At 43.2% G+C, this 13,045-nt stretch carries 14 protein-coding genes; 5 read left to right on the forward strand and 9 right to left on the reverse strand.

Translation table 11 applies throughout. From position 1 onward, the window contains the following. Positions 1–23 precede the first annotated feature (23 nt). Both LU293_RS05415 and LU293_RS05420 read left to right on the forward strand, forming a co-directional pair. On the forward strand, positions 24–917 hold the full coding sequence (locus LU293_RS05415; RefSeq protein WP_242746089.1) for an Abi family protein: 894 nt from the start codon (positions 24–26) through the stop codon (positions 915–917). Between the two features lie 156 nt (positions 918–1,073). After that, positions 1,074–2,225 carry a restriction endonuclease subunit S gene (locus tag LU293_RS05420; protein WP_242746090.1) on the forward strand — a complete coding sequence of 384 codons (1,152 nt, stop codon included), beginning with the start codon at positions 1,074–1,076 and terminating at the stop codon, positions 2,223–2,225. 48 nt (positions 2,226–2,273) lie between these two features. Here the strand turns inward: LU293_RS05420 and LU293_RS05425 are convergent, their stop codons facing one another. The 5 genes from LU293_RS05425 to LU293_RS05445 all read right to left on the reverse strand — a co-directional run bounded on the left by LU293_RS05425 (position 2,274) and on the right by LU293_RS05445 (position 7,455). Beyond that, positions 2,274–3,650 (reverse strand): FAD-dependent oxidoreductase, encoded by a 1,377-nt coding sequence (locus tag LU293_RS05425; RefSeq protein WP_242746091.1) that lies wholly within the window; start codon positions 3,648–3,650, stop codon positions 2,274–2,276. 10 nt (positions 3,651–3,660) lie between these two features. Further along, positions 3,661–4,413 (reverse strand): amino acid ABC transporter ATP-binding protein, encoded by a 753-nt coding sequence (locus LU293_RS05430; protein WP_242746093.1) that lies wholly within the window; start codon positions 4,411–4,413, stop codon positions 3,661–3,663. A gap of 34 nt (positions 4,414–4,447) precedes the next feature. Next, entirely contained in the window at positions 4,448–5,173 is a 726-nt protein-coding gene (locus tag LU293_RS05435) for an amino acid ABC transporter permease (RefSeq protein ID WP_446030808.1), read from the reverse strand. A gap of 132 nt (positions 5,174–5,305) precedes the next feature. Continuing rightward, positions 5,306–6,154, reverse strand: coding sequence for an amino acid ABC transporter substrate-binding protein (locus LU293_RS05440; protein WP_242746096.1), 849 nt, complete (start codon positions 6,152–6,154; stop codon positions 5,306–5,308). A gap of 173 nt (positions 6,155–6,327) precedes the next feature. Continuing rightward, positions 6,328–7,455, reverse strand: a complete 1,128-nt coding sequence (locus tag LU293_RS05445; protein WP_242746098.1) for an acyl-CoA dehydrogenase family protein — start codon at positions 7,453–7,455, stop codon at positions 6,328–6,330. 263 nt (positions 7,456–7,718) lie between these two features. Here LU293_RS05445 and hslO point away from each other — a divergent pair, with 263 nt between their 5' ends. Then, a complete protein-coding gene (gene hslO / locus LU293_RS05450) occupies positions 7,719–8,597 on the forward strand; it encodes an Hsp33 family molecular chaperone HslO (RefSeq protein ID WP_242746100.1) in 879 nt (292 codons plus the stop codon). A gap of 112 nt (positions 8,598–8,709) precedes the next feature. On the opposite strand, the gene azu is transcribed toward hslO, so the two are convergent. The 3 genes from azu to LU293_RS05465 all read right to left on the reverse strand — a co-directional run bounded on the left by azu (position 8,710) and on the right by LU293_RS05465 (position 10,914). Further along, positions 8,710–9,336 (reverse strand): azurin, encoded by a 627-nt coding sequence (gene azu, locus LU293_RS05455; protein ID WP_242746102.1) that lies wholly within the window; start codon positions 9,334–9,336, stop codon positions 8,710–8,712. Between the two features lie 139 nt (positions 9,337–9,475). Further along, positions 9,476–10,195 carry an ABC transporter permease gene (locus LU293_RS05460; protein WP_242746104.1) on the reverse strand — a complete coding sequence of 240 codons (720 nt, stop codon included), beginning with the start codon at positions 10,193–10,195 and terminating at the stop codon, positions 9,476–9,478. Next, complete coding sequence (locus tag LU293_RS05465) at positions 10,192–10,914, reverse strand: ABC transporter permease (protein WP_242746106.1); 723 nt, start codon at positions 10,912–10,914, stop codon at positions 10,192–10,194. Before LU293_RS05465 ends, LU293_RS05460 begins: the two co-directional genes overlap by 4 nt. A 216-nt stretch (positions 10,915–11,130) precedes the next feature. Here LU293_RS05465 and LU293_RS05470 point away from each other — a divergent pair, with 216 nt between their 5' ends. After that, positions 11,131–11,532, forward strand: a complete 402-nt coding sequence (locus LU293_RS05470) for an FKBP-type peptidyl-prolyl cis-trans isomerase (RefSeq protein WP_242749682.1) — start codon at positions 11,131–11,133, stop codon at positions 11,530–11,532. Between the two features lie 49 nt (positions 11,533–11,581). Here LU293_RS05470 and lysM read toward each other — a convergent pair whose 3' ends face one another. Beyond that, a complete protein-coding gene (lysM, locus tag LU293_RS05475; protein ID WP_242746109.1) occupies positions 11,582–12,076 on the reverse strand; it encodes a peptidoglycan-binding protein LysM in 495 nt (164 codons plus the stop codon). Positions 12,077–12,272: 196 nt separating this feature from the next. Here lysM and LU293_RS05480 point away from each other — a divergent pair, with 196 nt between their 5' ends. Beyond that, complete coding sequence (locus LU293_RS05480; RefSeq protein ID WP_242746112.1) at positions 12,273–12,884, forward strand: YqiA/YcfP family alpha/beta fold hydrolase; 612 nt, start codon at positions 12,273–12,275, stop codon at positions 12,882–12,884. Positions 12,885–13,045: the final 161 nt, after the last annotated feature.

Genomic DNA, 13,045 nt, shown 5'->3' on the forward strand with positions numbered 1-13,045 from the left:
TATTTTACAGATGGTTGAAGGTTGTGAAGTTAAGTAATATGAAGCCTATAAAAACGTGGAAAAGTTTTGATGAGCAAATTGAAATCTTACAAAAAAGAGGTTTGATTATTGACGATGTGAATAAGTCATTAGGTTATTTAAGAATGATTGGCTACTATCGTTTGAGTGGGTATTTGTATTCATTTCGCCAAATAGATAAAAATAATCCTAAAACTCGTTTAGATGACTTTATTATTGGTAGTACCTTTCAAGATGTGAAAGCTCTGTATGTTTTTGATAAAAAACTACGGCAGTTGGCACTCGATGCGTTGGAGCGAATAGAAATTGCTCTAAGGGTAAATATTGCTCATACTTTGGGTAGATATGACCCACTTGCTTATAAAAATTCCGTCTGTTTTTCAAATAAATTTGACCATAATAAATGGTTAAACAAACATCAAGAATTGATTAAAAGACACAAGGATAATAGTTTTGTGAAGCATCATTTACAGCATTATGCAGATTTTCCAATTTGGGCGGTATGTGAAGTGTGGGATTTTGGGACGATGTCTAAGTTATACCAAGGCATGAAGTCGCAAGACAAAAATCAGATTGCAAAGCTGTATAACTTGGCAGATGGCAAGGTTTTACAGACACATCTACATGCTTTTAACTTTATTCGCAATGTTTCGGCTCATCATAGCCGACTATGGAATAAGCCGATTGTATTTAAGGCAAATTTAAAAGGCTTTGATGGGCAATGGCGACAATTACCGATTGAGAAGCCTTTTGTTTATTTTTGTTTGATGAAAAGAATGCTTGATGTGATTTGCCCAAATTCTACTTGGGGCGAGCGATTTTTGGCGTTGTTGGAAGAGTTCCCGCAGGTGGAAAACGGAGCAATCAGCCTTGAACAAATGGGCGTAATTGCGAATTGAGCGGATTGGAAATTGTGGCAAAAATAGCAAAAGAAAGCCCCCAAATTGTCAGCCCAATCTCGTAAGATTGGCAATATTGGGGGAGTTGTTATGCACTATTGTAGCACAGTAAAATTAAAATGCAAGTTTTTACAATTTGAATAATAAAGGTGGTGAATGAATATTTTGCAGATGATTGAGCGGTGTGATGTTGAATGGCGAGAGCTTGGCAAGGCTTTAATTCGCACCAAAGGCACAAAAATTACCGCAGGGCAGATGAAGGAATTGCACAAAGAAGATGCTCCCATCAAAATCTTTGCAGGCGGTAAGACTTTTGCATTGGTTGATTATGATGATATCCCACAAAAGGACATCAATCACAAACCATCAATTATTGTCAAATCTCGTGGTATTATTGAATTTGAATATTATGATAAGCCTTTTTCTCATAAAAATGAAATGTGGGCATATCACTCCCAAGATGAAAATGTTAATTTAAAATTTATTTATTACTTTTTAAAACAAAATGAACCACGCTTTCAAGCTATCGGTAGCAAAATGCAAATGCCACAAATTGCTACGCCTGATACCGATAAATTTAAAATCCCAATCCCACCCCTACCAATTCAAGAAAAAATCGTACAGATTTTGGATCTGTTTACCAGCTTAGAAAAAGAGTTGCGGACAGAGCTTGCATTACGACAAAAGCAATATGCTTATTACCGTGAGCTATTATTATCATTTGATAGTAATTCTCAACAATTCCCGACACACACACACACACTGGCGACGGTGGTTTGGAAAACTTTGGGGGAAGTGGTTGATTATATTCAACCTAGTAAATACTTGGTTCATTCTACGGATTATCATGATAGCTTTAAAATACCTGTTCTAACAGCGGGCAAGACATTTATTTTGGGCTATACCAATGAAACGGACGGCATTTACCCAGCTTCTGATAATCCTGTGATTATTTTTGATGATTTTACCACTGCAAATAAATGGGTGAATTTTGATTTTAAAGCCAAATCGTCGGCAATGAAAATCATTGTTCAAAAAGATAATCAAGTGTTATTAAGGTATGTGTATCATTGGTTAAATACTTTGCCAGATGAAGAAAGTACAGACCATAAACGCCAATGGATTAGTAATTTTTCCAAAAAACCAATCCCAATTCCACCCCTATCCACCCAAACCCAAATTGTCGCCATCTTGGATAAATTTGACACGCTGACCAACTCTTTAACACACGGCTTACCACGAGAGATAGAATTACGGCGTAAGCAGTATGAATATTATCAAGAAAAGTTGCTTGCCTTTAAGCAATAAGGGCGAAGAATATCCGCCCTTATCATCAACTTATCATAAAAAAGCAAATTAAACCTGTGGCAATTTCAACAACGCCTTTGCCACCACTTCGCCATTATCTGTCATTTCTAATGACAATTCGCCGTTTTCATCTTTAATGATTTGCCAATTGCCATCGGCTCTTGGGTTGCCAGTGGCGGTAACGCTGATGCTTTTGTTTTTTAGGCGAACCATGGGGGCTTTATGTTCATAGCCTGCGTATGGCAAGCCCAAAATCGCATGGGCGATGGCAGCCGCCTGTGTGCGATGGGGGGCGACATAACGGCAAGGCACGCCATCAATGCTGATGCAGTCGCCTAGGGCATAGATGTGTGGCTGACTCGTCTGTAAGGTATGGCGATGCACGGCGATGCCTGTGCGTTTGTCAAATTCAACGCCTGCACGAACAGGCAGCCTTTCGTCCACGACAAGCCCTGTGGCAATCACCACTTCATCACAATGTAGCACATCTTCACTGTCATCGGCATGATTGTATAAGGTGATGTCGTAGCCAGTGGTGGTTTGGGCGATGGCACGCACGAGCTGACCGCCAAACCAGTTGATGCCTTTGGCGGTAATGGCGGATAAAATACGCTCGCCTGCGATGGTCGGTAGTAGGGCGGATAATGGCTGTGTACTGATATCAATGAGACTGACGCTATGCTTGGCGTTCGCCAAATCTTCGGCAAGCTCGGTGCCAATCATGCCAGCACCGATGATGGCGATGTGTTTTGGGGTGTCGTTTTGGCTTAGGGTGTGTTGAAGCCCTGCAAATCGCTCAATATGATTGATGTGCCACGCCATATCTGTGGCGATGTGGGGCGGATAAAACGGCACAGCCCCTATCGCCAGCACCAAATCATCATAGCCGACATTGCCACGAGTGGTGTGCAAGGTCTTGCTGTCAGCGTCAATGTGAGTAACAAATGTGTTGGCAAGTAGGCGAATGCGATGCTCGGTTGCAGACTGCATGGCGGTAGTACGCACTAGGTCGTCTCGTGTTTTGCCTTGTGAGATGGCGACCGACAGCATGGGTTTGTGGTAGCGGTCGCCTGTATCAGAGCAGATGATGGTGATGGGAATGTCTTTGTCCAAAGCACGCAAAGCATCTGCCACCGCCCAACCTGCAAGACCTGCCCCGATGATAACCACGCCCTTATTGGGGTCGTCAAACGTGGGGGTGGTGTGAGATGTGGTGTCTGCTTGGCTGTCGTCATAAGGCACGAAATCACTTTTTTTGACACCGCACAAGGGGCATTGCCAATCGTCTGGAATGTCTTCAAAGCGAGTGCCAGCAGGCAAGCCGTCTTCTGGGTCGCCCAATGCTTCATCATAGATATAACCGCAGGCAAGGCAGATGAATTTTCGCCAGTTGCCACGTCCATCAGTGGGGGTGTTGGTTGTCATGGTTTTTCCTTTAAAGGTCTTTGGTGTTAATTCTTTGCAAAAATGACTGCACTCGTGGGTGTGTGGATTGCTCAAACATTTGTGTGCTTGTGCCAGCCTCCACCACCACGCCGTCTTCCATCAAGACGATGATGTCTGCCACATCACGAGCAAAGCTGATTTCATGGGTTACCACAACCATCGTCCAGCCTTCGGTCGCCAGCTGTTTCATGGTGGATAGCACATCTGCCACAAGCTCTGGGTCTAAGGCAGAAGTCGGCTCATCAAATAGTAGCAGCTCAGGTGAGATTGCCAAAGCCCTTGCGATGCCCACACGTTGCTGTTGTCCGCCAGACAGCTGATGTGGATACAAATCCATTTTATCAGACAATCCTACTTTTTGTAGTAGGGCGATGGATTCGGCTTGAATGTCCGCTTTGTTGCGTTTTTGGGCGATGAGCGGTCCTAGCATGAGATTTTCTAGGGCGGTTTTGTGTGGAAATAAGTTATAAGATTGAAAAACCATGCCAGATTTTTGGTGTAGGGCGTGCAAGGTGTGTTTGTTTATCGGCTTGTCAAAATCCACAACCAAAGAGCCATCATCAAAAGTGATACTGCCACCATCAGCAATTTCTAGTCCATTGAGACAACGCAATAACGTGGTTTTGCCTGAGCCTGATGGACCCAAAATAACCACGACCTGCCCTTTATTGATGCTAAGGTCAATGCCTTTTAAGATGGCGTTATCACCAAAGGATTTTTGTATGTTTTTGATTTTAATCATGTTATTTCCCAATTATTTCCCAATTATTTTCCAATTATTTGGCAATGTGCTTGTCAAAATGATGTTCAAGACGTTCTTGAATGAGTGTCAAAATAAAGCAGATGACCCAGTACAAGATGGCAGCCTCGATGTACACGAGCATAAACTCATAGTTGCGTGCGGTGATGATTTGAGCCTGTTTGAACAGCTCGGTTACCAGCACTAAGGACGCAAGCGAGGTCTCTTTGACAAGCCCAATAAAGGTATTGGATAAAGGTGGAATTGAGACACGCAACGCTTGGGGTAAAATCACATACAAAAAAGATTGAAAGCGGGTCAGTCCAACGCTTGTGCCAGCCTCCCATTGACCCTTTGGTATGGATAAAATCGATGCACGAACCGTCTCGGACGCATAAGCCCCCACGTTCAAAGAAAAGGCAATGATGGCAGATGGCACAGGTTCAAGCTTAATGCCAAGATTGGGCAGACCATAAAATATGATAAAAAGCTGGACGAGCATGGGCGTGCCACGAATGGCAGACACATAGACTTTGGCGATGGTATACAATATATGATGTATGATGCTTGTGCGTGGAAAAATGCGAATAAGTGCCACACCAAGTGCAATCATAAGCCCAATAACAAAAGAGACGATGGCAAGTGGGATTGAATAATACAAGCCGCCCTTTAACATGGGCCAAAATGAATCAATTACGATGCCAGCACGGGCGTCTGTCATGTAGGGTAGGGTGCTAAGAAGATGATGTAACCAGTCGGTCATTGCTTTTTTCCATATGATTGGTGTGGTGCTTGTGCTTTGGGCTAGATTTTTGTTGTGATAAGCTGTGATAAACATTTGACACAAAAACCGCCTTAATGAAAGCGGTTGTTTGGCAAATCATTCATCGCTAGGTTATTGAGTGGCAGTAGGCTGATTGCTGATGTCTTGACCAAAAAACTGCTCACCTAGACGTGCTAAGGTGCCATCAGCTTTAAGCTCTTTGGTGGCTTGGCTAATTTTAGCAACCGCTTCATCGTTATGTTTTCTAAATGCCAGACCTGCACCACGAACGCTGGCGTCGCCCCCTTCAATTTTGATTTCAAGGTTTTGATTTGGTTTTTGTTTAAAATAATCAATGATGGCAAGCTTGTCATTCACCGTCATGTCGGCACGCCCTTGCTCTACTAATGTGATCGCCTGAGCCATGCCATCAACAGGCACTAAGATAGCACCATATTGTTCTGCAACTTCTGCATAATGGCTACTCATGGATTGGGCAGACTTTTTATCTTTGACATCTTCCCACTTTTCAATCTTGATGTTCTTTGGGGCAACGATGACAGAGTTTGACCAGCTATAAGGCTCGCTTTTGTCATATTTGGCTTGGCGTTCTGGCGTGGTTAGGCTCATTTGGTTGGCAATGGCATCAAAGCGTTTGGCATCTAAGCCTGCCATCATCGCATCCCATTGGGTTTCTTTAAATTCCACAGTTACGCCAAGCTTGTCAGCAATCGCGCGGGTAACCTCCACATCATAGCCAGTTAAGTTACCTGTTTCGTCATGATAAGTAAAAGGCGGATAAGTGCCTTCTGTGCCGACCGTGATGGTGCCGTGGTTATTGATACGTTCAAGCAGATCAGACTCCGCACCAGCTGTGGTGACATTGTCTTGTGTGGTGCTTTGCTTGGCAGAATTATCACAGCCAACCAGAGTGACAGCAAAAGCTATGGCAAGTGATGCCCATTTTAGTGAGATGTTCATAAGATTCCTTAAAGATGATGGATTGGTTAATGGGGTTTGCTTTGGTTTGTACAAGGGCGATTGCCAGCATTTAAATTGACGGTCTTTTAGATATCAAAGACAAAGCCGCTAAGACATTAAGCTTAGGCATTAAACAGTTAATTTATCATAGTATAACTGACAAAGTCATTCTTTTACAAATAGTATTCAGGTTCAGTCTTTGGCATGACATCGCCCATCAACTGATGAGACAAATACCGCAGATGCTTAATCGCAGGGGTTACGATGGCGACAAACTGTGCTTCACGCAGACGGCGTTGGGGGTTGGCACTCATCAGATAGCCTTTGGCACCTTGATGTAGCATACCAGCTTGGGTGGCTTTTAGGCTAAGCAATGCTCCTTGTTCACGCACATTTAACACGTCCAAAAAGAAGTTTTTGTCGGTTTCAAAAGGGGTTTTGGCAAGGCTTAGCGTGCGAGCAACCAATCTGTCTAGCTCATTGCTAAGCGTGCCTGCTTGGTCTTCTAAAAAGGCGTTAGAGACCGCCGTCCCTTGTTTGATGTCGTCAATCGCCCCCATGATGATGCCTGCACCGATGCCCATCTGCATGAGTACGAACGCCCCACGAATGCGTGCGATGTACTCTTTGCAGGGCATGGCGATGATGTCGTCTTTGGTGATGGGGTAGTCGTTTAGCTCAATGCGTAAGGTGCTAGAGCCTTCCATACCAGCAAAAGCAGGGCAGGGGTGTAGTTGCCACTTGCCCTGCCGAGCGTGGTCAAAGCTCAAGACAAAAAACACATCGCTGTCCGTGCCGTCAATCTTGGCGACCGCACCGCAGTATTGCCCTGCTTGAATGTGGCTAATCCATGGCAAGATGCCAGAGATGGTATAACCACTGCCGTCTTTTTTGGCGATAAGACGCATGGGTTCAATATTTGCCCAAGTTTTCATGGGGTTGGATAAGGCTGTGCCACCAAAGGTATCAGCAAGTGTGTGGCGTGGCAAGATGGTGTGTTTTAGTGAGTCGTTTGGCGATTGGTCAAGATATAGCCCCATCACCTGATGACACCACGTCAAAAAGGCGGTAGTACCACAGACTCTGCCCACGTTTGCATTGGCTAAGATTGCCAAATCAAAGCGGTTGCCATATTCATTAAGATGCGGAGCAAAAAGCCCTGCCTTGCCAAGTGCAGACATCTCATTTAATGGATAATAGCCTTGGTCAATGTCTGATACTTTTGGGGCAAGTACGTCTGCTGATATGCTTGCGATGTTGTCCAAAAAGGCGGTTTGGTCGGCAAGGTTAAATGTGGTCATGAGTTATCTATTGGCTGATTGAAGATAGGTGAATTATATATTATATTTTAAAAATTAATAGTTTAAAAAATTATGTAAAAACGAGCATTAAAAGTATTATAAAGCGTTTTACCTTAGGTTAATTTTGCAATTTTGGGATATGTTTATGTGGTTTTAGAATATGAAAAGTGTCTGAGCGATTTTATATGGCTGATAAATGATAAATATTGAAAAGATAAAATCGCTCCCCATTAACTAGGTGAATAAATGACTTAGAGAATACCATGACTTTAGCAAATTACCGCCAGCGTTTTTTTATTGAGAATGCTCCTGTGCGTGGCGACGTCGTTAAGCTAACCGATGCTTATCAGACCGTCATCGCCCAAAAACCATACCCAAATGCTGTCAAGATGTTATTAGGTGAGATGATGGTGGCAGCAAGCTTGCTTATCGGTACATTAAAAATCAACGGCAGATTATCGGTGCAGCTGCAATCTAATGATGATAATGCCAAGCTAAATTGGGCAATGGCAGAATGCGACCATACAGGTGCGGTGCGTGCCTTGGCGGGCTTTGTGCCATCAGATGAGTGGGCGACTAAGACGACAAGCGACGATGCTTTTGCCATGCTAAAAGGTGGCGTACTGTTTATCAGTATTCATCCTGAAAAAGGCGAAAGCTATCAAGGCATCGTGGAGCGTGTGAGCGATAATCTTGCAGAGTGCTTGGCGTATTATCAAAAACAATCGGCACAAATCCCAACATTAATCAAGCTTGCTACAGATGATGTGGCGGCAGGCGGTATCTTAGTACAGCTATTACCACAGTCCAAAGAAGACAAGGATAACGATCCTGACTTATGGGATAGACTATCTGCCTTGACGACGACCATCAAGCCCAAAGAGTTAACTGATTTGCCAGCAGATGAGTTACTGTATCGCTTATATCACGAAGAAAATGTCGTTACCCCAGAGCCGAGCGGGTTGCAGTTTGATTGTACTTGTTCAGCCCAAAAAAGTGCAGCAGCTTTAGTTCAGCTTGGACATGATGAGGCTTTACAAATGTTAAAGACTCATGAGGGTAATTTGGTATTAGACTGCGGTTTTTGTGGGGCAGAATATACTTTTGATAAAAAGGCGGTTGATGAGCTGTTTGCTCAGTAAGCTTTCTTCAATAATAAATAAAGCCCTAATAGTTATTAGGGCTTTATTGTCAATTAAAATTGCAAGATAAAATTTGTCATCTTATTTTATGCTAATCATATTGAGTTGAATATTAAAAATCAACAAGTTCAACCTTGCCTTTCATGACGCTAACATGACCTGGGAACGAGCAGAAAAATTCATAGTTGCCATCAGTGAGCTTGGTTGGATCGATGGTGAATTTGGTTTCTTCGCCACCGCCAACGATGTCACTGTGAGCGATGACACGATCATCGCCCGCTTTGATATAATCAGCTGCTGCACCAGCTGCTGCACCGTCTTTAGCGATGTCAGCGACGTCTGTAGCCTTGGCGATTACGATGTTATGACCCATAGAGCTGGCAGGTAGCTTACCTGTGTGCTTTAGTGTAACCACAAACTGAGGACATGCCTTGTTCACTTTTAGCGTGTCGGTCGTAAACTTCATGCCGTCAGTTGATTCAACAGTAGTAGCACACTTCTCATCTACTGCAGCGAGAGCTTCATCGGCGGCTACAGTGGCAGTATTCACAGCATCATTGGCAGCTTCAGCGGTAGCATTGGCAGCATCTGTAGCAGCGTTGGCAGCTGTATTAGCAGCATCTGTAGCAGCGTTGGCAGCAGAAGTAGCGGTGTCTTCGACCACTTGTTCGGCAGGTTTATCGCCACAGGCAGTAAGGCCGATAGCGGCAGCAGATAATAGTGCGATATAAGCTTTCATGTTAAGTTCCTTAGGTTGGAAGTTACGTGGATACTGCTTGTTTAAACAAGTATCCTAAAAGAATGTTTAATATTGTAACATTGTTAAGACCTTTGGGTCAAATAATAAACGCCCCAATCAGAGGCGTATGTGGTTAGACTTATTTTGGTATAACCAGAGTGGGTGGGGTGTAACGCTTATGCTTATTAATAGATCGCTCAAATAGGCGAAAACCAAACAATATCACCCATGAGATGATAAGATAAATGACCCCTGCAGCAAAGTAGATTTCTAATGGCAAATAGGTCTTTGCCATGATGCCTTTGGCGGTATAAGTGAGATCCACCACGGTGATGGTTGCTGCTAGTGCACTGCCTTTTAGCATAAAGATAACTTCATTACTGTATGCTGGCAACATGATACCAAAGGCACGAGGTAGTACAATGCGACGAAGTTTTTGGCGGTGAGACATACCAATGGTATCTGCAGCTTCAAGCTCTCCTTTGGGGATTGAGCCGATTGCTCCACGCACAATCTCAGCAATATAAGCAGATGTATTGAGCGTGAATGCGATGATGGCACACCAATACGGCTGACTAAATACAGGATCCCATAAAGCACTGTTTTGCATAAAGTCAAACTGACCTAAGCCATAATAGATTAAGAAAATCTGCACCAACAGTGGTGTACCACGGAAAAAGAAAATATAAGCAAAGGGTAGGGCTTTAATCAGCGGGTTTTTCGCCAAGCGAAGTAGCCCAAGAATCACCCCAAAAATCAGACCAAACACACAAGATAAGAATACAAGCTCAATCGTGGTTACCGAAGATTTTAGCAGTTCTGGAAAATAAGTAATGATGGCTTGCCAATTCCAGCTCATGATTGACCCCTTTTGCTTGATGTGAGACGCTTAGCATAACGTGCAGCGGGATTTGCCCGCCACTCGCACCAACCCATCGAGATGGTAATGACGATGGTTAGGCAAAGATAGATAAGGGCTGCTGCCAGATAAAAAGTAAAGGGCTGCTGGGTAGAGGTTACGGCACGAGTGCTGTAATACATCAGATCTTTAAGTCCGATGATAGAAACAAGGGCGGTGTCTTTTAGCAGTACCAAAAACAGATTGCCAAGACCGGGCAACGCGACAACCCACATTTGGGGTAAGATGATTCGCCAAAAGGTCTGAAAAGGACGCATACCAAGGCTTTGGGCAGATTCCCATTGACCTTGTGGAATTTCTTCAATCGCCATGCGAAACACTTCGGTTGCGTATGCCCCAAACATAATAGACAGTGCCGCTACGCCAGACCAAAAATGACTAATATCAATGCGACCAAAATACCCAAATTGCTCGGCAATCGCTGCGATAATCACGCTACCACCAAAGTAGATAAAAAATACCATGAGTAGCTCAGGAATGCCACGCACGATAGTCGTATAGACATCGGCAATTTTTCTAAGAAGCCAGATGTTAGAAAGTTTGGCAGTCGCCCCAAGCAGCCCAAAAGTGAGCCCAAAAAGTAGGCTGACGATGGCAAGCTTGATGGTGACTATGGTGCCTTGTAGTAGCAAAGGGCCGTAGCCTTGAAGGTCAAACACGCTTTTTACCTTAATCGCTCATGAAAGTGGTGGGTGATATTTATTGTCGTTTTGTTTTAAACCGCTTATTTTAGCAAACATTGTTAAAATCAGGAAATGTTTATTTAAGTTAAATCATCAGGCAGTAAGAAGTCACTTTTTATAGACACTTTGGTAAAGTGGCTGCTATCTTTGGTGGATTTGGTTATAATGCACCGTATCTTATCTTAAGGAGTGATTATTATGCAGTTGCAATACGAAGATATCGTGGTTGGTACAGGCAAATCGGCTTCTCGTGGAGCGTTAATCTGTGCTAATTACACAGGATTTTTGCCAAATGGCGAAGTGTTTGATTCATCGCACAGTCGTGGACAGCCTTTTGAGTGTGTGATTGGTACAGGACGTGTCATTAAGGGTTGGGATATTGGCGTGTTGGGCGGTGAATATGCCGATAAGATTGGCTATGCTGATTATGTGACAGACGCTGAGCGGTTGGTCGCCATGAAAGTTGGTGGCAAGCGTCGCCTGATTGTCCCAAGCCATCTGGCTTATGGTGAGCGTGCAGTTGGCAAAATACCACCAAACTCAGATCTGACATTTGAGATTGAGCTTTTGGATGTGAAAACTCGTGATGATTAGAGTTTAGATAAAAAAATAAGGACTGCTATCAGTCCTTATTTTATGATGATTATTCAGGAATACGCAACACTTGACCGACATAGATTTTATCTGGATCAGACAGCATTGGTTTGTTTGCATCAAAAATCTTCATGTAATCATTGGCGTTGCCATACATATCTTTAGCAATTTTAGATAACGTATCGCCTGATTTTACAGTATAAAAGCGAGATTCTGGTGCTACTTCTTCAACGACAATATCGTCAATCACAGTCTCAACGTGCTGTACATTACCAACGGCAAGTCTGGCACGCTCTCTGTCTGCTTGGGTCTTGGCAGTGCCTGAAAGCGTGGCGGTGTCTTTTGAGCCATCGTAGCTCACTTTTAAGCCGTCAATTTGGACATTTTGGGCTTGGATTCTAGACAAAAGAAGATTTGCAATCTCTTGGGCAGATGGTTCATTTGCAGCTTGAGAAGATGAAACTTGCTCAGTTGTGTTTTGGGCTTTATCGTTTTTGTTAAAAATTTTGTCGCCGATTTCTTTGGCAAAACTAAAGATTCCCATAATAGTCTCCTTGTATTAAGATAAATAAGTTTTCATCTATAAATATAGCATAAGATAACGTGAATTTGCGGTATTTTTGGCGATATTATGTTGTGAATTTGTGAATAAAGCTCTCTCAATGCTTTTATGCACAGAATTTTCTTGTAATTTTACTAAGGTTTCGGTAAATTTAGTGCTTTTAAAGTATATAAATAAGATGAGATTAATCTATTTACACGGACTTGACAGCGATCATAACGCCCTAAAAGCTAAAATGGTTGATGATTTTTGTCAAACCCACTATCCACAAATTACCGTTATTCGTCCAAACTTAAACCTGCCACCTGATGATGTCGTCACTCTATTAAAGACGCTGATTGGCGATGGTCGCAATACGGTGCTGATGGGTTCGTCTTTGGGTGGTTATTTTGCCAACTTGATGAGTGATAAAGTAGGCGTGCCATGTGTGCTGTTAAACCCAAGCATTCGTCCCGACCTAAGTTTTCAGCGGTTCTTGATCGATGAATTTGGTGATCAGATACTGCCTGATGAAGCGGTCATTTATACTACGACAGGTGGCTGGGATATTAAGTATGGTGATTTGGCATGGTTTACCAAAAATCGCCTGCGTGTGTTACATTCTAACGGTGTAAAAGTGTTGCTAAAAATGGGCGATGAGCTGTTAGATGCTAAAGCAAGCTTGCAATTTTATAAAGATAAAGGGGCGGCTGTTATCGCCCAAGATGGTGGCGATCATCGCATGAGTGATTTTGCCAAGAATGTGGCGATGGCGGTGGGCTTGGCAGTAGAGATGGGCAAACAGCATTAAAGCAAATAAGCCAGCTAAGTAAGCTGGCTTATTTGTGGCTAAATGACTAGTGGGCTTATCCCATAACTACTATCTTAAGTTAAGATAGCAGTCAGTTGTGGTGATGGGTTATCCATTGTCATTTAGTCAGTCGTTGCTTATTAGTAATTCATCATAATCTT

Source organism: Moraxella nasovis (assembly GCF_022701215.1).
Taxonomy (GTDB): Bacteria; Pseudomonadota; Gammaproteobacteria; order Pseudomonadales; family Moraxellaceae; genus Moraxella; species Moraxella nasovis.